We start from the raw sequence: 19,703 nt of genomic DNA, 5'->3' as shown, positions 1-19,703 counted from the left end.
TTTAAGAGTTTAATAAAACATTTTCCACACCGTACATGTTTTGCCACTCTTGTTTAAATGCGTCTACATCTTGAGTGGTAGCAGGGAAGTCGATAAATTTCTTGATAAGGTCCGTCCCCACCGTGACACCTTCCGCGCCTGAAAGGCAAACATCATGGACTTGCTGAACATTTTTAAAGCTGGCCGCTAGGATTTGAGTTGGTAATTGATAGGCAGCAAATAGGGCCGCGATTTCCGAGACAACTTTGACACCACTGCCTGTTAAATTATCGATCCGGTTCACATAAGGAGCCACATATTTTGCTCCTGCCATCGCTGCAATCAGAGCTTGAAAAGGGGTATAAATGGTCGTGGCCAATGTTGGAATGTTTTCTGCTGTCAATCGTTTAATGGCTTTAATGCCTTCTTCCGTCACCGGGACCTTTACAACGACCGCTCCTGAAAGTTGACGGCTAATAAACTTTGCTTCTTCAACCATCTCTTCCGCTTTTTCCCCAACTACCTGAACAAATAGTTCCTTGTCCTCCCCAATAACTTCTCGAATATCCTTTAAGAGATCTAAATAAGGGCGATTTTCTTTCACTATAATGGATGGATTCGTTGTAACACCAGAAATCGGATAGTACTCTTGTAGATAGGCAATTTGTTTTAGATCAGCCGAATCAATATACAATTTCATTTACATATACCTCCATAAAGCCAAAGGCTTAATCTATAGCAGATTAAGCCTCGGACTAATAATTGGTTTATTTATAGACTGTTAGCCTCTAGGCTATTCACTTACAATCTTTAGTTCAGAACCCACCTCTATAGATGGAACCTCTTTATCTTCTAAATATAGAGTCCCCGGTAATTCCGGTGTGGCTGATCCGTCAAACCTTAATGTAATATGTCCCAATGTAGTAAGGTTTCGTTGAACTACATCTCCTACTGAGGTAATTTTAAACTTTTCATTATTGATATAAAGGGTTTGCCCAGCTTGAATATCCTCGTCAACATTCACAACTTCGATATTATAGCAAAAATCTTTTAAATCCTGCGGAGCTGCATCGCCAAATAAGATTAGCATTTTTTCCTCTAAAAACGAATTCGCCATTGCACCGATACTTCTTACTTGATTCTCATAAATTGTTTTCATATTCTCATGGCATTGACAACTGCGTTGCCGTGCCCCATACCTCCAATACATTTTTCTAAGTTAGTATAAATAAAAAGCTATTTTCTTCCGTAACTAATCCCTAGGAATAATCGACACAATTTCCATGTCTTACTCGTATAATCCAAAGCTAGCCAGCCAAGCGACAAGGACCCTTGGCACCCCTATTAAGAACCGCGAGTAGAGAACAGAAGGTACTCCCACTTCAACTGTTTCAGACTCAGCCTCAGCAAGCCCTAAACCGACAGGAATGAAATCACATGCACTTTGGGTATTGATTGCAAATAATGCTGGCAGCGCTAGGTTTGGTGAGATATTACCCTTCCCAATTTCAACTCCAATCAGTGTACCAATAACCTGGCCGATAACAGCACCTGGGCCAAGTAATGGGGATAGAAATGGTAAAGAACAGATAAAGCCTATTAAAACTAGTCCCCAGATATTACCTGCGAGCGGTGACATCATCTTCGCAAATAAATTACCAATTCCAGAGCCTTGGATGATTCCAATTAGTAAGGATACAAAGGCCATAAACGGAATAATCGTATTGATCATGGTTTGGACTGCATCACGACCTGCTTGATAAAAAGTATTAATAACCTTACCAGCACCAAGTCCAAATTTAGTTATGATGCTTTTATTCTTTTTAGCTGCCAACGTTTGGGAGATCTTTTGATTAGTACTATATTTATATTCTCTTTCTGGATCAGGTAATTTTTCTGCTGCAGCAGCTACTTGTACTTCAGCCCCATCAACTAGTTGGATCTGATCAACATCAACTGCAGAAACATAAATATCTTCCGTAATAAATTTAGCTAATGGACCACTTTTACCTGTTGGCATAATATTAACAGTTGGAATACCTTTTTGCGGATAGATTCCACAGCGTAAGGTACCCCCGCAATCAATGATCGCCAGTGCAATCTGATCATCCGGAACCGATGTTTGGAAGCCATTTACCGCCTCAGTGCCCGTTAGTTCCACAATCTTATCTACAATAGCTGGCTTAGCGCCTCCGCCTGTTATATATACGATTTTATTTTTAGCCGCAGTTGGAGTAATCGTCAACGGACCTCCAAACCCACCGCTTCCTTTTACAATTTTAATTGAACGATACTCAGTCATCTTGAACCCTCCCTACATCCTAGTGATGTAACTTCACTTCTGTTTTCAATTTAATACCTTGTTGTTTTTCAACCAATTTTGTTGTAAAGTCGGTAATCCAGCCCGCAAAGAAGTTCATCACTAATCCGACTAGCAAGTATCGGACAGCCAATTCTGCAGTACTAAATCCGAGCTTTTCAATCCCAGCGGCGATCCCGAGGAAAATAAATAATTCACCTGGATTGATATGTGGGAATAATCCATTGCTTGTATGACAGAAATAAGAACCAGAAGCATAATAGCTTGGTTTATATTTTTCTGGTAAAAAGCGTCCTAGTGATAACGCCATTGGATTCCCTAACATGAACGACCCAATAAATGGGAGCACTAAATATCTTAATAGTGGGTTCTTGCTTGAAGCCATCGCAAGCTTGTTAATCCGTTTTTCTCCAATCAACTGAATCAACGTATTCATCGCCACCATTAATAATAAAACAACTGGTACGATTCCTTTCATCCATGAGATAAACGTGTCTGCACCTGTTTGGAATAATTTCATAAAGCCTTCGGCAAATACAACGATATAATCCATTAACAATCACCTTTTCTTATTTTTTTACAGCAGCCACACGTTCTGCTTGCAGCATCATTCTTTTAAAGAGACTATTCTTTTCAGGAATTTCGCCCCCGCTCATAATCACCTTATAATTATGGACCGCGTCTAAAATAGCCAATTTTAGCAGTTTATTGCATTGTGTCAGATTTTTTTCTTCTAGTGTATTAATATTTTTGTCCTCAAAGCCTGGCATATCTTTCACTTTCGCCATGACCGTAACCCCCTGAATCTTCTTTGCTTTCAGGATTTTACCGCTATTCGTAACAGCAAACATGACAATGGTTCCGGAGCGAATCTTTCCAGGCTTCTTGCCAATGGCTACTTTTCCGATTCTTCTCAGCTCTGCATACGCTTTCGAAAAATGCTTTATTTGCAGATACCCTAATGCCATTTGAAAAATAAATGCACCCGCCATAAAAATCATGATGATAAAAATTTGCATTGTTTCACGTCCTTACAAAATAATTCAGGAGGTCCTGCTTGCTTTTTCGAGAAATTGTGATAATTCTTCATAGCTGGTAGTCTCGGATAATTGGTTGACAAGCTGTTGATTACCCGCAATCCGTATTATTTCATCGTAAATTTTCACTAAGAGACTAGCATCATAATCAGTCTGTTCGGGTATTCCTAACAAGAAGATCAATTTGATTTCTTTTCCATCGGCCATTACCATCTCAGGAAATACACCCAATGCAAGCTCAATTTTATTAGAATTATGGTTTACGGTATGGGGCAAGGCTATGTACCGATCAAATACCATCGATCCTTTTTCTGCCCGAACCTTAAGCCGTTCTTTAAACCCCTCATCGAGATAGCCTTTCATAACTAAATCTTCAATCATCAACTTTACATTTTCTCGGTAACCCTTCTGGCTGTCTAAAACAAAAAATTTATCTTCATTGGTTAACATCTTGACGATGGAATGATTGTTTCCTGTATCTTTTAACTTAAATTTCTGTAAATAGGTCACTCTTTCAATTTGCTGTGAAATACTTTTTTCATCAAAAATTTCATTGATTGATATTAATGGAGCATCCGTTTCAAATGTAAGCTGGACGGTTGAAAAAACCATATCATAATCGGCTAACTGCTCTTTTGTTACCTCTGATTCCGAAAACAAGTCAATCTGCGTGTTCTGATTCAAAACTCGCTGAAGTTGAATGGCAACCAATTTAGCTGTTCCCCGGCCGGTTCCACAAATAACGGCAACCTGCCGCAAGCGCTTCACCTTCACTTCATTTTGAGCGATAAATACTCCAAAATAAAAGGCAATGTAGCCAAGTTCATCCTCTGAAACCTTTAGACCATACTCTCTCTCAATCACTTTTCCAGCCATTTCTGCCATTTTGTAAGCAACCGGGTATTTCTCCTTTACGTCAATAAGGAGCGGGTTGGTAATCCTCATACCAAACATCAAACGATTTAACATAAAAGTTAAATGGTATTGCAGGTCTTCAAAGAAGTCTTTATTTTCAAGAAATATCCCATTCTCAAAACCCACTGCTTCCATGATCTTCTCCAAAAGATTTTTCACATCTTCCGTAACGGTTACATCGGCCATTGTCCGATTGTTCGTCGGTGTTCTTCGTCCTGCAATCGGTAACGTAATGAACAAAATTTCCGGTTGCGGAATCTTTATAGGTAAATGCCTTTCGATTGCGGCAGCTATTTCTAACGCAAGCCGATAGTCTTTTGTATCAATTAGTTTATGATGTTTCTCATTTATCTCTGGAAGTGGATGGTCCTTTAACAAACGGTCCAGCATAATGATGACAAAACGGATAAGCCGATTTTGCGTGGTTGATTCCAAATCAAACTGATTCGCAATCCGAATAACCTCATCTTTTATATCTTCATCCAGAGGATACCCGCTATATAAATAATCATAGAGGTTATCCAGGATAAAGAAACGCAGGTTAAGTTCATCCCCACTTAAAAACATGCCGCTGTTTTGTTTACCAAGAATCGAGAGATGATAGGCTTCTAATGCTACCGCGGCTTTCTTCAACTCATTTATGAGTGTTGTCCTGCCAATGTTCATACGATAAGCCATTTCATCGAGAGTATTAATTTCGTCACTGTTTACTAGTTGGTCAATAATAAAAGCAATCCGGCTTTGTGGTGAATCCTGCTGATTTTTCTCTGAATGGATTTTTTCCAACAAGTTCTCAAATAACTGCTCATTCTCAATGATTAGATGATAGCCTTTTCCCTTTTCGTTTACTAATGATGCAATGCCTTCCAAGTCGCTGTTTAACTGTTTACTATAATTTCGAACGGTTCTAGTGCTTACCCCCAATGCTTCTGCGAGATACTCCAAAGAGCAGTAAGTTTTCTTCCTTACAATCTCCATTATTTGAACAACTCGTTCATCCATCATTAAATCAGACATTTTCTTCACCACCTCCTTCTAAAAACCAATGCCAAAATTATATCCGAAAAACAATTGTTTGGACAGTTTATACGGTTAGGGTGTTACTTTCCAATATTGGCATTCAAGAAAAAGTTCGTCACTTCATCTTGCCTTATATTAGCCGCGGGATTTACCACCCGAGATATTGATTGTAGTACCGGTAATATAACTTGAGCGGTCTGAAGCAAGGTAAGAAACCAGTTCGCCTACTTCATATAATTTCCCTTCCCTAGCCAAAGGAATGGACTTGCTATAATCGGTTGCTAACCCGTCGACTGTAACACCACGTGTATAAGCTAATGCTTCATTATAGGCATCTGTCCTCAACCCCGTTGTTTCCATGATTCCAGGGGCCACTGCTGCCACACGGATATTATATTTACCTAATTCTTTTGCCCACGCACGGGTGAAGGAAATGAGAGCTCCTTTTGTTGCGGAATAACAACTTTGACCAGCAGAACCTTCTTGACCTGCCTCTGAAGCAATATTTACGATAACTCCTTTGTTTTGTTTGACCATTTCCTTTGCTGCAGCCTGTGAACAAAGGAAAGGGCCCTTTTGATTTACCGCTACCATAAAGTCGAAATCCTTTTCACATAACTCATATTCTGGCCTTTCCCCTTTTACATCTACTAATAGTCTAGGGAGGTTGATTCCTGCATTATTTACGAGAATATCTACAGATCCAAATAATTCCACTGTCTTTGACACCATTAGGTCAACGCTTTCTTTTCTGGTCACATCACATTTTATAAAATAAGTTCCATCGGCCTGTGGACCTTCTTCCACATTTAGGTCAGAGACAACCACTTTTGCTCCATTTTTTCTTAGTTCATCGGTAATACTTAATCCGATGCCAGATGCACCGCCTGTTACAATTGCTACTTTACCTTCTAATTCAAGCCAAGATGTATTCAATCTATATTCCTCCTAGTCTTTCAATCTATAAAACGTTTTCAATTTATGTATCAAGTATAAAAATTTTCTTCAATCGAATTAATACATACTTTTTCACAGAAAAGTGAAAACGGTTGAACTATTAAAAGTATTCATCTAGGCAATGACAAAAAGCCTCTAATCAGAGGCTTTTTTTACTTCTAGATATTTAATATGATATCCCTCCGCTTCGCTGACCCTAAATTCAAATCCCTCTGCCACTACTACCGCATCATCGTCTATCCGCGTTGACCTTTCTGTTAAAAACCAGCCGCCGAGCGTCTCGATGCCCTCCGCACTTAAATCGATTCCGAGTAACTCGTTCACTCTCTGAATAGCAACTTTAGCATCAATAATATATTGGGTTCGCGGTATGACGGTCCGAATCGCTGGAACTTCATCTCCATCAAATTCATCTCTTACCTCACCGACGATCTCTTCAATGATATCCTCGACAGTTACCAATCCGGATGTACCGCCATATTCATCGAGTAAAATCGCCATGTGGGTCCTTTCCTTTTGCATCAGCAGCAATAAATTATGAATTGGGATCGTCTCAATCGCGGTAATCACCGGCTGAATATGGGATTCGAGTTTCCAATCTTGATAAGAGCTTTTGTTCATAAACCGCTGAGTTAATAACATCTTCACGTTCAGCATACCCAGAACATGATCCTTATCCCTGTCGACAACCGGATAACGGGTAAATTTTTCACTTCGAAGCTTTTGAGCAATCTCTTCGATTGTATCGCCTAGCGATATGCAGCACATTTCTGTGCGAGGTACCATGATTTCTTTAGCCAACCGCTCATCAAATTCAAAAATATTGTTCACGTATCGCCATTCATTCCGATTAATCTCCCCGCTTTTATAGCTTTCCGACAAGAGGATTCGCAGTTCTTCTTCCGAATGGGCCATTTCATGTTCAGAGGCTGGCTTTAGACCAAACATACCGACCAGCAGACGGGCGGAATGATTTAATAGCCAGATAAACGGAAACATGAGCTTATAAAATAAAATTATTGGTTTGGCGAACCATAAGGTAATCTGCTCTGCTTTTTGAATGGCGAAGGTTTTCGGCGCGAGTTCCCCGGCGACAACATGAATAAAGGTAACGACAACAAATGCCAGGATAAAGGATAAGAAATGGGTAACAGTCTCGTTTAAATTAAAAGCTGCCAGAACAGGATGAAACAGCTTCTCCACCGTCGGTTCGCCGAGCCACCCTAATCCTAGCGCTGTCACTGTGATGCCGAGCTGGCAAGCTGATAAGTACTCATCGAGGTGAGTGACGACCCTCTGTGCGGCGGCCGCACGGCTTTCCCCTTCTGCCATCAATTGTTCAATCCGTGATGTTCTCACCTTGACAATCGCGAATTCAATCGCCACGAAGAAACCAGTTAAGACTATCAACAAGACGATGATCAATACGTTTAACCACAGCAAAGATGGAGCACCTCCTTATAAGAAAAGCGCAAGCGCCTTGGTTAGCTCCGACAAGCATAAGACGAGCCGGCCGAAAGGTTGCTTTTTAACCTTTTGGACGGATTGGCTTATGACCCGAGGGGCTAGGCGCTGGAGCTAGACAATTCTCAAAGTCAAAAATTTTTATACTTCCTTATCCCAGAAAATAACAATCCGAAATCCCGCTGGATTCCGGATTGCCATGGTCTATAAATGATTATTCTTGTCCAGCTTGTCATCTAGTTTTTCTAAATATTTAGCGGCGAACGACTTTCCGCCAAGACCAAACGCCAGGCCAAATGCGAGCGCCAACCCGCCTAACACGAGAATGAAGGCTGCATTCACAATGGAGTGTGCCACACCAAGCTGGTCTAATGCCATAAATACTGTGATAGCAAAAATGGTATATTTGGCGATGGCGGCCAAGGTGCGTGAATAGTTATTTTTAATGACATTTTGTAAAATACGCTCCAATAAATGGCCAACATATAACCCTACACCTAAGATTAAAATAGCAGCTAACAGCATTGGCAGATGAGCAATTACTCCTGTTGCCAGCGTTACTAAGAAGTCTAAATGAACAATTTGTAAGGCTTCGACTGCGAATAACAACACAATGACAATTTTAACAAGCAGACCAACAATTTGTGATAAAGTAAACTTCGGTTTTTCTGGTGTTAATGAACCAATCCCTATTTGGTGGAAGATGCTGTCAAATCGTAAACGCCATAGCATTTGGACGACCATTTTTTCAATCCACTTACCTAACCAGATCCCAACTAACATCAGAATGATAGCAACCACCATATTAGGAATTAACGTTAGAATGTGATTTAACATCGCTATAGCAGGTTCAGAGATTCCCTTCAAATCTAGCTTTTCCAATGCAGTAATGATAGTTGGAATTAAGATAAAGATAAACACAATATTCCCGATGATGCTTGATAGATTGGTATCTTCCTTATCTTTGATGATGCCGTATCGCTGCCCGATATGGTCCGCCCCTAGGCTTTTTAGGAAGTTTGTGAGTATATCGCGAACCAGTTTGGCAATCAACCAGCCGATCAATACAATCAATGCTGCGGCAAATAATTTTGGAACAAACGCTAGCATAGAAGTAAGTGCATGTGTGAATGGTCCTGAAATCCCCTCAATCTGTAATGCCCCTAATACTCCTGGTAAAAATAACAATAGAACAAAGTAGAAAACACCTTGTGCGATTCTTTCCACACTATAATGGGCTTCGACCTGATTTTCAGCCATTTTCCATTTAACCAACCGTGATTCCAACTGAAGCATTGCTGCTCCTTTTTTGAAAAGCAAGCGTAGCAGGTTGGCAACCACCCAGGCAAATAATAGAATGAGAGCCGCTTTTATTATATTTGGAATAGCCCCTGTCATCGTTGACATCATATAAACCAATGGTTGGGCGATTAGGCTTAAGTTCAGCATGTTGAAAAAGATGATAAAGACGACCACTAATAACGTATAGTAAACGATTTTTCCAATAATGGTTTCAGATGAATACTTCTTACTATTACCAAGGTTAGAAAACAGCTTATCATCAAAACTTGTTTTCTTTAATAATGATGTAACAGCTTTTCCAATTCCTTTTGCGATTAGCCAGCCTATTAATAAGACCAGAAGGGCTAATAGCAAACGGGGAATCTGATCTGTATATATGTACCACCCTGTTAACATATCCTTTACATTCATAAACATCGCTCCTTTTCATAATTGTTTGCTAGATGATATACCCCGTCTAATTCGTTTCAAACATTTGAAAAAATAGGTTTCACAACCATTTTCCATGGGAATATACTCTGCAACCGAATAACAAAAGGAGGAGAAACGATGAAGAGCAAAACATTGTTAGCTGGTGGTTTAGCGGCGTTACTGACTTTTGGCGGTTTGGCCGGGTGTGGTGATGGCGTCGACCAAGACAATGGCATTAGTGATGGGCAGCAGAAGGACGCAGTCGATACTAGCAACAAGAATTCTGCTAAAGAGAACATAACGGAAGCAAAGAACAATTTAGAAGATATTAAGAATAATGTGGAAAAGGAAATTAAAGAGGATGCTAACAACTAAGATAGACATTACTAGATTTTTAAAAATAAAAGGAGGACATCAACATGAATAAAGATGAATTAAAAGGACGTTTTGATCAAGTCAAAGGCGAAGCAAAAGAACAATGGGGTAAAACGACCGATGACCGCTCGACCGAAGCGGAAGGAAAGTTTGATAAAGTGAAGGGTAAAGTGAAGGAAGGATATGGGGAAGTAAAAGAAAAATTGTCGGAGTGATAGTTATTTATAGAAGCAAAATAAAGAAGAGGCCCCCCGGCCTCTTCTTTTCTATGTTACCCCTTTTATTTGACCATGTTCACCAGTCGGCTGCCTTCCCCAAAGCATCCGACCGGATCGTTATATTATTTCCCGGGGAAATACTCTTTTCCCTGGACAAGCCAAAGTTCAAATTTCTAGCTTGAGTTTCTTTTTTAAAAAAATTACTGCAGATTATTCAAGAAGTCGAGTGCAATGTTTGGTGCCACTCCGAATAGAACCGACCCAACGACTGCGACTAGCAGGACAACCACAATACCGAATGGAATGTTCAGTTTGCGCTCGTCCGCAGCCGGACGGAAAAACATCTGAGTCATGACGCCGAAATAGTAGAAATACGATACGACGGTCGTCGCAATCATGATCGATGCCAGTACATAGTGCGGTGTGCCATAGAAGGCCCCGACAAAGATATTTAATTTGCCAATGAAACCGGCTGTACCCGGGAAACCCGCTAAGGAAACTAAGAGAATTCCCATAATAACAGCAAGAACTGGTGAACGGCGGTAAAGACCGGCGAAGTCGGCAATTTTGGTTGAACCAGACTGCTCAGTAATAAGCTGAATCACGGCGAACGCACCGAGGTTCATTAACATATAGGCAAGCAGGTAGAACCAGATTGAAAAAAGCATGTTCGAGCTCAAGGTTGTTAATGCGACCAATATATACCCGGCATGGGCGATACTGGAATAGGCGAACAATCGCTTAATATCTGACTGCCTTAAAGCGACAACGTTTCCCACAATCATGGTGACGGCGGCAATCACTGCAAGATAATCCTGCATTTTAAAGAGGATGCCTTCACCATTTGCCCCTGTTGGAGCCGCATTGTAGAAGACGGCAATCAGCAGACGAATAACGATTACAAAGCCAGCAGATTTAGAAACTACACTCAAGAAAGCCGTAACTGGTGTCGGCGCACCTTGATAAACGTCCGGTGCCCACATATGGAACGGCGCGGCCGCTAATTTAAAGGATAAACCTACAAAAATTATTAAAAATGAAAGACCGAGCAGGTAAGCATGCTGCGCATCTGTTACCGCAGACAGTGTCTGTGCAATTTGGAACAGGTTAGTTGATCCTGTTAACCCATACACATAGCTCATCCCAAACAAGGTGATGGCGGTGGAAATACCACCATTGATGACGTACTTCATCGCCGACTCATTTGATTGTATGTTGTGCTTGCGGATACCCGCTAAGATATAAGACGAAACAGTTAACAATTCCAACCCAATAAATAACGTGATTAAATCCCCGCTTGAGGTCATCACCATCGCACCGAGCAAGGCGGTTAAGAATAAGTAATAAAACTCGCCGCGGTAGTTTTCCATGCCTTCCTTTGCCTCATAACTGACAGCAAGGAACATGACGAGCCCCGCACCGACAAGCAGGATTAATTTAAAGGCCTTGCCAAAAGCATCCAAGGTGAAGCTGTCGTCTAAAATTGATGTCGCATCCGTATTGAGTAGCGATACAACCGATACAATAGCGGCCAATATGCCCAGGATTCCAATCCAGCCAAGGAAGCGGCGGTCTTGTTTTTTTGGTGTAAATAAATCGATTAAGGTAAGCGCTGCGGCCACACCGAGGATGATGAACTCTGGTGTCATGACACTCCAGTTAAATGATTTCAATGTCGTTAAATCCATCCTTCATCACCCTCCTAACCCTAACATGATGGTTTCCAGTGTTGTTTGCAGCGGAGAACTTAGAACACTTGGATAAACTCCAATTAATATGATTAAAACCATTAGTACCACAACCGGTATGAATTCTACGCCTTTTAGGTCAATCACACCCGTAAATTCGCGATTGTGTTTACCGTATGTGATTCCCAAGACAGCGCGCAGTACGTACGCTGCGGTCATAATAATGCCGATGGTTCCCACGGCGGCAAGCCACGGAAGTTCCTTGAAAAGCCCTAGGAAGGCCATAAATTCACTGACGAACCCGGACATGCCTGGAAGTCCCAGTGAGGCCATCCCGCCAGCAAGCAGAAAGCCAGCTGCGAGCGGCATCCCCTTCGCCATTCCGCCCAGGTTCTCGAGAAGCGACGTATCAGTACGCTCGTACAGGACGCCGACGATGAAGAACAATAACGCCGAAATTAGTCCGTGCGAGACCACTTGGAAAATTGCTCCTTGCACTCCGGCTGTATTCATCGCCGCAAGGCCAATGAGCACGATCCCCATGTGAGAAATCGACGAATAGGCCAAAACCATTTTAAAGTCTGTTTGAATGAATGCCAGGAACGCCCCATATAGTAGGTTGATCACGCCAAGGACGGCAATCAGTGTCGCAAGGGTGTCAAACTGTTTTGGAAAAATTCCCAATCCAAAACGGATCAGTCCGTAGGCACCAATTTTTAATAGAATCCCAGAGTGAATCATAACAACCGCTGGCGGAGCCTGGACGTGCACCTTTAGCATCCAACTGTGCAATGGAAAAATTGGTAACTTCACACCAAAGGCAATCAATAAACCGATGAAAAGGCCCATTTTCAAGTCACCGGAAAGCGGTGCGCTTGGATCTGCCATCATTTGTGTCAGCAGCTCAATGTTGGTAGTACCTGTTTTCGCAAATAGAATCATAATCACGATAAGGAGAACGGCAGAGCCTAACCCGTTGTAGATTAAGAAACTATATGCAGCTTTTTCTTTTTCAAAATAACCCCATTTTCCAATTAAGAAGAACGTTGGAATGAGCGTAACCTCGAAGAATATGAAAAATAAAATTAGGTTTTCAGCGGTAAACACACCGAGCATTCCGATTTCTAAAAGAAGGAACAGCATATAATAGCCTTTCCATTCTTTTTTAACAAACCGTGCGGCGGCAATCGCTGATAATGTTGCCACTATGGCCGTTAACACGACTAGTAAAAGCTGAAAGCCGCTTAGGCCAAGCTCATAGTTGACTGCAAAGTAGGGCTCTTCGGTATTCATACCGCGGAAATGAATCCACTCTTTTGCGACATTGAAGTCTGCCAGGTTCTTGCCCCACTGAAAATGAAGATAACAAGCAAGCGCCAAGAATAGTGCCGGCAAGGTGGCTAGAAAGCCAACGATCTTGATTGGTTTTTCAACTGATTTTGGCATCATGGCCAAGACGATGATACCGAGTATTGGGGAGAATACTAGGATTGAAAGAACAGCTGATAAATTCATCGTAAGTACCCCCCTGTTAATGCAAAAATGACGGCGAGCAGTGCGAGACCGATAAAGGCAACCGCCCCATAAGTCTGTACCTGTCCAGATTGTAATTTGGAGCCTGCACGGCCGAGTCCTTGGACAATCCCGACTACGCCTTTGACAAGTCCCTCCACGAGGAAGACATCAATGAACCGCAAGAAGTAGCTGAGTGCTTTAGAAGCTGCGACAACGGTATATTGATAGAACTCGTCAACAAAATACTTATTAAATAAGATACCGTGCAAGGTGTCCCCTGTGCCGCTTAACCAGTTACGGGCAAGTGAACGCTTATAGTACATCAAGTAGGCAAGATAAATTCCCGCTAATGATACAAGCGTTGCGGCGATCATGATCCAGGCAGGACCTTCAGTATGTCCATGGTGGGCAAGCGCTGCATTGCCGTCAACAAGCCAGTCGCCAAGGAATGTGCCGAACCATGGTGTGTTCACGTAACCAGCAATGACTGCGAGTACGCCAAGGATTACCATCGGCAAGGTCATATTGGATGGCGATTCGTGAACATGCTGTTGGTTGCCGCGCGCTTCCCCGGTAAAAACCAGGAAGAACAAGCGGAACATATAAAATGCTGTCATGAAGGCCGCAATGAGTGCCAGCAAGAATAGGATTGGATGCCCGCCTTCCCATGCAGCCGCGAGAATTTCGTCTTTTGAAAAGAAGCCGGATAGTAATGGTACCCCGCTGATCGCGAGTGTTCCAATTAAGAATAACGGCCCAGTTAGCTTTAATTTTTTCCAAAGTCCGCCCATTTCCTCAATGTTTTGCGTGTGAACCGCATGAATGACCGAACCGGCTGCTAAGAATAGCAAGGCCTTAAAGAAGGCGTGTGTCATTAAGTGGAATACACCTGCCACATAGCCGGCTGAGCCGAGGGCTAACATCATGTAGCCAAGCTGTGAGACAGTTGAGTAGGCAAGAACACGTTTGATATCGGTTTGCACTAAACCAATGCTTGCCGCAAAAATGGCGGTAAACGCGCCAATGACTGCAATTGTGAGCAGCGCTGTTTTGCTGGCTGAGAACAGCGGAAATAGTGCCGCGACTAAATAAACACCAGCGGCAACCATTGTAGCAGCGTGGATTAAGGCCGAGACAGGTGTCGGACCTTCCATCGCATCTGGAAGCCAGGTATGAAGAGGGAACTGACCGGATTTTCCGACTGCCCCGATAAAAATCAGAATCGCTATCAGGGTAATCATCGATGTTGGGATAGCGCCGGTTTCGACTGAATGGAAAATGACGCTATATTCGAAGCTTTTGGTTTCCCAGAAAAGAAGGATCATCCCGATAAATAGGCCGACATCGCCGATACGGGTCATGATGAACGCCTTTTTGGCGGCCGCTTTCGCTTCTTCCTTGTAAAAATAAAAACCGATCAATAAGAAGGAACCCACACCAACTAGTTCCCAGAAAATATAAGTTTGCAGCAGGTTTGGTGAAATAACCAGCCCCAGCATCGCAAAGGTAAATAATCCCAAATAAGCATAGAATACATGGAACCGCTCGTCGCCATGCATGTACCCTTTGGAGTACGTATGTACCAAGAAACTAACGAGCGACACGATTACCAGCATTAATGCATTTAATTGATTGACTTCGAAGCCCGCTGTAAGATGCAGATCCCCTATCGTGAGCCATTCAAAATTTGTCCCGTAGGTTGGCTCTGAAAAGCGCTCGAATAAGACCAAAATGGAATATATCAGCGATGCGAGCGTGAAGAGAATCCCCACATATGCGCTCGCCTCCTTCAGCCGCTTACCGAATAGAAGAAGGATCAAAAACGATAATAGCGGGAAAAGCGGGATAAGCCATGCATTTTCCAATATTATCAACCCCTTGGATGGTGCTTTTAGACCATCCGAATTTTGTCGATCCGACCGATGGACGGGTGTGCTTGTCACTGCCCGAAGTTTGGTCGAATAACCTCAGGCGCTGCTTGTTACTGCCCGAGGTTTGCCTGAGTCCTGTTAGTGTTTCATTGTATCCATTTCGTCGATGTCGACGGTTTTCTTGTTGCGATAAAGGGCAATAAGAATCGCCAGACCTACTGCTGCCTCCGCTGCTGCCACACTGATGGCAAACAAGGCGAAGATTTGACCTGTAATCGACGGTGTCATGCCATATTTGCTGAAAGTGACCAGATTTATGTTAACGGCATTCAGCATTAGTTCAATTGAAATCAAGATGATAACGGTATTTTTCTTTGTCAAAGCACCGTATAAGCCAATGCAAAATAGGATTAGTGCCAGTGCCAGGAAGGCTGAAGCGGGAATTGAGCTCATTCCTTATCCGCCTCCTTCTTCTTATCATTTTTTGCTAAGATAATCGAGCCGACGAGTGCAACCAATAGTAACACAGAAGTTAACTCAAATGGAATAATATACTTTGAGTAGAGCGCCTGCCCAATTTGTAATGTGTTATTTTCATGGAGCTTAGTCGGAACCTGCTCAATATTGAAATTGTAGATGCCAATGTAAACCGCAAAGGCAAAGCCGACTACTCCAAGGAACAAGAGGAACTTTCGTAATCTTCCTGTTTTGGGTTCGCTCTCATCGTTATGCCTCGTTAACATAATGCCGAAAAGCATAATGATCGTGATGGCCCCTGAATAGATTAAGATTTGCACTGCCGCAATAAACTCTGCAGAAAGCAGTACATAAATCCCCGCGATCGCCACGAATGTGAAAATAAGAGCGACAACCATATGGATTACCTTATTCAAGTTTAACAGCAGCACGCCGCCGATAATGGCAACGAGTGCGAGTCCCATAAATGCGAGGAATTCGCCTGAGAATGTCATGGTTTATTCACCTGCCGTACGTTTTCGTCGTTTTCATCCAGCCATTCCAGATTTTTAAATAACATGTCGCGGCTGTATGCGGCGAGCTCGAAGTTATTCGTCATGACGATTGCTTCCGTCGGGCAAACCTCTGTGCACAGGTCACATAAGATACAGATTTCGAAGTTAATATCGTATGTGTCGATGATCTTCCCCTTTTTCGTTGGGTCCGGATGCTTCTTACCCGTTAAATTAATACATTCTGTCGGGCAAATATTCATGCATTGATTGCAGACAATACACTTTTCCGGATAAAACTTTTGGATGCCGCGAAAGCGGTCCGGCAGCGGAAGCGGCTCATTCGGATAATCGTACGTAACCTTCTCGCGCGATAATTGTTTAAGGGTATATTTCAAGCCTTTAAATACTCCAAGCACGTTTTTCACCCCTTTAGACAGTTTAAATATTGTTATTGGTGTCAGGCACCATTTCCACCGCTATCCCAGTGTTGATGTGAGTTTTGGTGTCAGGCACCAAATGTAATTAAAAGAATAATGATTTGATGAGAGCGGTTAGGAAGATGTTTCCTAAGGCGATTGGCAATAGGACTTTCCAGCCGAATTCCATCAATCTGTCGACGCGGAAACGCGGCAGCGTACTCCGAATCCAGAAATAGATAAAGACTATTAAACAGAATTTAAGTGCAAACCATACTGCTCCAGGAATAAAGCTAAGGAACGCAAATGGCGCCAGCCAGCCTCCTAGGAAGACGACCGTAATCAGCGTCGACATTCCAAATACATATACATACTCTGAAAGCATAAAAAACGCCCAGCGAAATCCAGCATATTCAACGAAATAACCGGCAACAAGTTCGTTCTCCGACTCTGGCAAGTCAAACGGTGTCCTGTTTAATTCCGCAATTGAAGCGATAAAGAACACGATAAAGCCAATTGGCTGCAATAGGATAAACCAACCATGCTTCTGCTGCATGACGATATCATTTAAATTTAAACTTCCTGCTAACAGGATAACCCCTAACACGGACATGACCAGCGGGATTTCATAGGAAATCATCTGTGCCGCCGCACGCATCCCGCCTAAGAGTGCATACTTATTATTTGATGCCCAGCCGCCCAGCAGCATCCCAAAAACAGTTAAGCCTGAAATAGCAATGTAATAAAGTAAGCCGACACCAATATCCGCAAACTGAAACTTATCGGTAAATGGTAAAGTTGCCAGCACCATGAATGACGGCGCAAATGCAATGATCGGTGCCAAAATAAATAATGGCCGGTCTGCTGCTTTCGGAATAACATCTTCTTTTAATAATAGCTTTAATACGTCCGCGACAGTCTGCAATAAACCCCAGCGGCCGCCAAGTTGATTTGGGCCGTGCCGCAATTGCATATATCCCATTACTTTCCGTTCGGCTAAGATTCCGTAAGTTACGAAACCTAAAACGACTAAAAGCAAGACAACACCAAGTAAAAAGAATATTCCAAAGTTAACTAACCCAGGACTTGATTGGAGCAAATCTTGAATCATTAGCCGTCGACCTCCCCAAGGACAATATCCACTGCCCCTAAAATGGCAATCAAGTTTGCAATATTTTCACCTACAAGTAATTTCGGCAGAATTTGTAGATTATAGAATGATGGTCTTCTAAACTTTAAGCGGTACGGTTCTTTCTTCCCGTCACTGTAAATATAGCAGCCAATCTCGCCGCGCGGTGATTCAATTCGGACAAACCCCTCACCTTTTGGCACTTTAATGATTTTTGGAACTTTAGCCATAATGTCACCTTCAGCAGGGAATTGCTCGACAGCCTGCTCAATGATTTTTAACGATTCAGTGATCTCAGCAAGCCGTAAGTGGTAACGAGCTAGACAATCACCGTCCTCAGAGGTCGGTACATCAAAGTCAAAGCGATCATAAATCGAATATGGCTCATCTTTACGAAGATCCCACTTCACACCTGTACTGCGTAGATTTGGTCCGCTGAGCGAGTATTGAAGCGCTTCTTCCTTCGTATATTTACCAACACCTTTTACCCTGTCCAAGAAGATTTCATTTCCGGAAACAAGGTCGTGGTAACCCTTCAACTGCTCATGCATATACGGAACAAAATCCCTTACAGTTTCAATCCAGCCCTCAGGAGCATCCCACTTCACACCGCCGACACGCATATAGTTGAAGGTCAGGCGGGCACCTGATAACTCGTTTAGCATATTAATAATCATTTCACGATCCCGGAAGGCGTAAATAAATGGACTCGTCGCACCAAGGTCAAGGACATAAGTTCCCCAGGCCACAAGGTGACTTGCAACCCGCCCTAGCTCCATCGCAAGTACGCGCAGGTATTCGGCGCGGTCAGGAATCTGAATTCCCATCATCGTTTCAACCGCATGACAGATGACGTAATTATTGGTCATTGCCGATAGGTAGTCCATCCGGTCTGTATAAGGGATAATCTGTGTATATTGCAGATTCTCGGCTAATTTTTCCGTCCCACGGTGTAAATAACCGATGACAGGTTTTGCTTCGGTTATGATTTCCCCATCAATTTTAACAACCAAGCGGAAAACTCCGTGCGTACTTGGATGCTGGGGACCGACGTTTAGTAACATTTCTTCTGTTCTGATCACCCGCTACACCTCCACATCATACTGTTCATAATCTTTACGCAGTGGATGGCCAACCCAATCTTCTCCAAGCAGGATCCGATGTAAATCGGGGTGTCCTTTAAATTTAATTCCTAGTAAATCGTATGCTTCACATTCAGGCCAGTCCGCGCCGGCCCATAGTGGCTGCAAGGATTCGATTGTTGGTTCATCTCGGTCAATCTTCACTTTCAATGCCACCGATTGCCGGTTTTTGTATGAATATAAGTGAACATAGACTTCCATATGTGTTTCAAAATCTGTTCCATGCAGCTCTGACAGATAATCAAAACCGAGCAGCTCATTATATTTTAAAAATTGAGCTACTTTGAAATATGTACCATGCTTCGCCACAAGTGTCGGAACATCTTTGGATAGTTTATTAATATAAGAATCTTCTAAAACATCCGAACCTAAGTGTTCTGCAATCACTTTTACATACTTATCTAAGTATGGCTGATTGACAGATGGCTTCACTTCGGCTGCCGGTTCAGCTGCGGCACCTGTCTTCCCGCCCGCTGCGGCTTTGGCTTTGGCTGCCGCCGCTGCTTTCGCCTTCGCTTTTGCGGCTGCGATGGCTTTTGCCTTTTCGTCATCGCCGCCTGCAACTGCATCGGTTCCACTTGCTTTGGCCTTTGCAGCTGCCGCGGCCTTTGCTTTTGCTGCCGCCGCTGCTTTGGCTTTCGCCGCTGCGGCTGCCTTTGCCTTCGCATCGTCCCCTGCTGGAGCATCCGCTTCAGTGGCGTTACCGCCTGCTAATTCCATTGCCTTGCGTTTCGCTGCAGCTGCCGCTTTCGCCTTTGCCACTGCGGCCGCCTTTTTCTTCGCCAGGTCGTCGTTATCATCGCCTTGCTCGGATGAGGTTTCTTCAGCTGGTGCCGTACCGCCCGCAAGTTCCATCGCTTTCTTTTTCGCTGCTGCCGCTGCTTTCGCTTTTGCCACTGCGGCCGCCTTTTTCTTCGCGAGATCGTCAGTATCATTTGCTGAAGTAGTTTCAGCGGCCTGCGTTGGTGTTTCC

General features: G+C 43.0%; 20 protein-coding genes. 2 read left to right on the top strand and 18 right to left on the bottom strand.

What is annotated here, in order from left to right:
* Position 1: 1 nt before the first annotated feature.
* The 9 genes from COD92_RS14190 to COD92_RS14150 all read right to left on the bottom strand — a co-directional run bounded on the left by COD92_RS14190 (position 2) and on the right by COD92_RS14150 (position 9,405).
* On the bottom strand, positions 2–679 hold the full coding sequence (locus tag COD92_RS14190; RefSeq protein ID WP_098527806.1) for a transaldolase family protein: 678 nt from the start codon (positions 677–679) through the stop codon (positions 2–4).
* A 93-nt stretch (positions 680–772) separates the two neighbouring features.
* The gene (locus COD92_RS14185; protein WP_098527805.1) at positions 773–1,138 is read right to left on the bottom strand and encodes a PTS glucitol/sorbitol transporter subunit IIA; all 366 of its coding nucleotides are present in this window, start codon (positions 1,136–1,138) and stop codon (positions 773–775) included.
* A gap of 129 nt (positions 1,139–1,267) precedes the next feature.
* The gene (gene srlE / locus COD92_RS14180; RefSeq protein ID WP_098527804.1) at positions 1,268–2,281 is read right to left on the bottom strand and encodes a PTS glucitol/sorbitol transporter subunit IIB; all 1,014 of its coding nucleotides are present in this window, start codon (positions 2,279–2,281) and stop codon (positions 1,268–1,270) included.
* A 19-nt stretch (positions 2,282–2,300) separates the two neighbouring features.
* Positions 2,301–2,852, bottom strand: a complete 552-nt coding sequence (gene srlA / locus COD92_RS14175; protein ID WP_098527803.1) for a PTS glucitol/sorbitol transporter subunit IIC — start codon at positions 2,850–2,852, stop codon at positions 2,301–2,303.
* A gap of 16 nt (positions 2,853–2,868) precedes the next feature.
* Positions 2,869–3,318 carry a transcriptional regulator GutM gene (locus tag COD92_RS14170; RefSeq protein WP_176541054.1) on the bottom strand — a complete coding sequence of 150 codons (450 nt, stop codon included), beginning with the start codon at positions 3,316–3,318 and terminating at the stop codon, positions 2,869–2,871.
* Between the two features lie 24 nt (positions 3,319–3,342).
* Positions 3,343–5,268: a BglG family transcription antiterminator gene (locus COD92_RS14165; protein WP_098527802.1), complete on the bottom strand. Its 1,926-nt coding sequence runs from the start codon at positions 5,266–5,268 to the stop codon at positions 3,343–3,345.
* Between the two features lie 138 nt (positions 5,269–5,406).
* Entirely contained in the window at positions 5,407–6,207 is an 801-nt protein-coding gene (locus tag COD92_RS14160; RefSeq protein ID WP_098527801.1) for an SDR family oxidoreductase, read from the bottom strand.
* 156 nt (positions 6,208–6,363) lie between these two features.
* Positions 6,364–7,671, bottom strand: a complete 1,308-nt coding sequence (locus tag COD92_RS14155) for a hemolysin family protein (RefSeq protein WP_098527800.1) — start codon at positions 7,669–7,671, stop codon at positions 6,364–6,366.
* A 225-nt stretch (positions 7,672–7,896) separates the two neighbouring features.
* Entirely contained in the window at positions 7,897–9,405 is a 1,509-nt protein-coding gene (locus tag COD92_RS14150; RefSeq protein ID WP_098996421.1) for a mechanosensitive ion channel, read from the bottom strand.
* 138 nt (positions 9,406–9,543) lie between these two features.
* Between COD92_RS14150 and COD92_RS14145 the strand changes: the two genes are divergently transcribed.
* The gene (locus COD92_RS14145; protein WP_098527798.1) at positions 9,544–9,780 is read left to right on the top strand and encodes a hypothetical protein; all 237 of its coding nucleotides are present in this window, start codon (positions 9,544–9,546) and stop codon (positions 9,778–9,780) included.
* A 44-nt stretch (positions 9,781–9,824) separates the two neighbouring features.
* The gene (locus tag COD92_RS14140; RefSeq protein ID WP_098527797.1) at positions 9,825–9,995 is read left to right on the top strand and encodes a CsbD family protein; all 171 of its coding nucleotides are present in this window, start codon (positions 9,825–9,827) and stop codon (positions 9,993–9,995) included.
* A gap of 203 nt (positions 9,996–10,198) precedes the next feature.
* On the opposite strand, the gene nuoN is transcribed toward COD92_RS14140, so the two are convergent.
* The 9 genes from nuoN to COD92_RS14095 form a co-directional block, all read right to left on the bottom strand.
* A complete protein-coding gene (gene nuoN, locus COD92_RS14135) occupies positions 10,199–11,686 on the bottom strand; it encodes an NADH-quinone oxidoreductase subunit NuoN (protein ID WP_098527796.1) in 1,488 nt (495 codons plus the stop codon).
* A 6-nt stretch (positions 11,687–11,692) separates the two neighbouring features.
* Entirely contained in the window at positions 11,693–13,201 is a 1,509-nt protein-coding gene (locus COD92_RS14130) for an NADH-quinone oxidoreductase subunit M (RefSeq protein WP_098527795.1), read from the bottom strand.
* On the bottom strand, positions 13,198–15,069 hold the full coding sequence (nuoL, locus tag COD92_RS14125) for an NADH-quinone oxidoreductase subunit L (protein ID WP_098527860.1): 1,872 nt from the start codon (positions 15,067–15,069) through the stop codon (positions 13,198–13,200). Before nuoL ends, COD92_RS14130 begins: the two co-directional genes overlap by 4 nt.
* 141 nt (positions 15,070–15,210) lie before the next feature.
* On the bottom strand, positions 15,211–15,525 hold the full coding sequence (gene nuoK, locus COD92_RS14120; RefSeq protein ID WP_098527794.1) for an NADH-quinone oxidoreductase subunit NuoK: 315 nt from the start codon (positions 15,523–15,525) through the stop codon (positions 15,211–15,213).
* Positions 15,522–16,043, bottom strand: coding sequence for an NADH-quinone oxidoreductase subunit J (locus tag COD92_RS14115; RefSeq protein ID WP_098527793.1), 522 nt, complete (start codon positions 16,041–16,043; stop codon positions 15,522–15,524). Before COD92_RS14115 ends, nuoK begins: the two co-directional genes overlap by 4 nt.
* Positions 16,040–16,459, bottom strand: coding sequence for an NADH-quinone oxidoreductase subunit NuoI (gene nuoI, locus COD92_RS14110; RefSeq protein ID WP_098527792.1), 420 nt, complete (start codon positions 16,457–16,459; stop codon positions 16,040–16,042). Before nuoI ends, COD92_RS14115 begins: the two co-directional genes overlap by 4 nt.
* A gap of 106 nt (positions 16,460–16,565) precedes the next feature.
* The gene (gene nuoH, locus COD92_RS14105) at positions 16,566–17,570 is read right to left on the bottom strand and encodes an NADH-quinone oxidoreductase subunit NuoH (RefSeq protein ID WP_098527791.1); all 1,005 of its coding nucleotides are present in this window, start codon (positions 17,568–17,570) and stop codon (positions 16,566–16,568) included.
* On the bottom strand, positions 17,570–18,670 hold the full coding sequence (locus COD92_RS14100) for an NADH-quinone oxidoreductase subunit D (RefSeq protein WP_098527790.1): 1,101 nt from the start codon (positions 18,668–18,670) through the stop codon (positions 17,570–17,572). Before COD92_RS14100 ends, nuoH begins: the two co-directional genes overlap by 1 nt.
* 3 nt (positions 18,671–18,673) lie before the next feature.
* The coding region (locus tag COD92_RS14095; RefSeq protein ID WP_255295276.1) for an NADH-quinone oxidoreductase subunit C at positions 18,674–19,703 on the bottom strand (1,030 nt) is incomplete at its 5' end.

The organism is Bacillus sp. AFS037270 (genome assembly GCF_002585305.1).
The sequence above is the reverse complement of the archived record's forward strand: the minus strand, read 5'-3'. Positions and strand labels throughout refer to the sequence as shown.

What these genes read in the sequence shown, in the direction of transcription:
- COD92_RS14190 (WP_098527806.1), bottom strand. Translation starts at nt 679, where the DNA reads ATGAAATTGTATATTGATTCGGCTGATCTAAAACAAATTGCCTATCTA.
- COD92_RS14185 (WP_098527805.1), bottom strand. Translation starts at nt 1,138, where the DNA reads ATGAAAACAATTTATGAGAATCAAGTAAGAAGTATCGGTGCAATGGCG.
- srlE (WP_098527804.1), bottom strand. Translation starts at nt 2,281, where the DNA reads ATGACTGAGTATCGTTCAATTAAAATTGTAAAAGGAAGCGGTGGGTTT.
- srlA (WP_098527803.1), bottom strand. Translation starts at nt 2,852, where the DNA reads ATGGATTATATCGTTGTATTTGCCGAAGGCTTTATGAAATTATTCCAA.
- COD92_RS14170 (WP_176541054.1), bottom strand. Translation starts at nt 3,318, where the DNA reads ATGCAAATTTTTATCATCATGATTTTTATGGCGGGTGCATTTATTTTT.
- COD92_RS14165 (WP_098527802.1), bottom strand. Translation starts at nt 5,268, where the DNA reads ATGTCTGATTTAATGATGGATGAACGAGTTGTTCAAATAATGGAGATT.
- COD92_RS14150 (WP_098996421.1), bottom strand. Translation starts at nt 9,405, where the DNA reads ATGAATGTAAAGGATATGTTAACAGGGTGGTACATATATACAGATCAG.
- COD92_RS14145 (WP_098527798.1), top strand. Translation starts at nt 9,544, where the DNA reads ATGAAGAGCAAAACATTGTTAGCTGGTGGTTTAGCGGCGTTACTGACT.
- COD92_RS14140 (WP_098527797.1), top strand. Translation starts at nt 9,825, where the DNA reads ATGAATAAAGATGAATTAAAAGGACGTTTTGATCAAGTCAAAGGCGAA.
- nuoN (WP_098527796.1), bottom strand. Translation starts at nt 11,686, where the DNA reads ATGGATTTAACGACATTGAAATCATTTAACTGGAGTGTCATGACACCA.
- COD92_RS14130 (WP_098527795.1), bottom strand. Translation starts at nt 13,201, where the DNA reads ATGAATTTATCAGCTGTTCTTTCAATCCTAGTATTCTCCCCAATACTC.
- nuoK (WP_098527794.1), bottom strand. Translation starts at nt 15,525, where the DNA reads ATGAGCTCAATTCCCGCTTCAGCCTTCCTGGCACTGGCACTAATCCTA.
- COD92_RS14115 (WP_098527793.1), bottom strand. Translation starts at nt 16,043, where the DNA reads ATGACATTCTCAGGCGAATTCCTCGCATTTATGGGACTCGCACTCGTT.
- nuoH (WP_098527791.1), bottom strand. Translation starts at nt 17,570, where the DNA reads ATGATTCAAGATTTGCTCCAATCAAGTCCTGGGTTAGTTAACTTTGGA.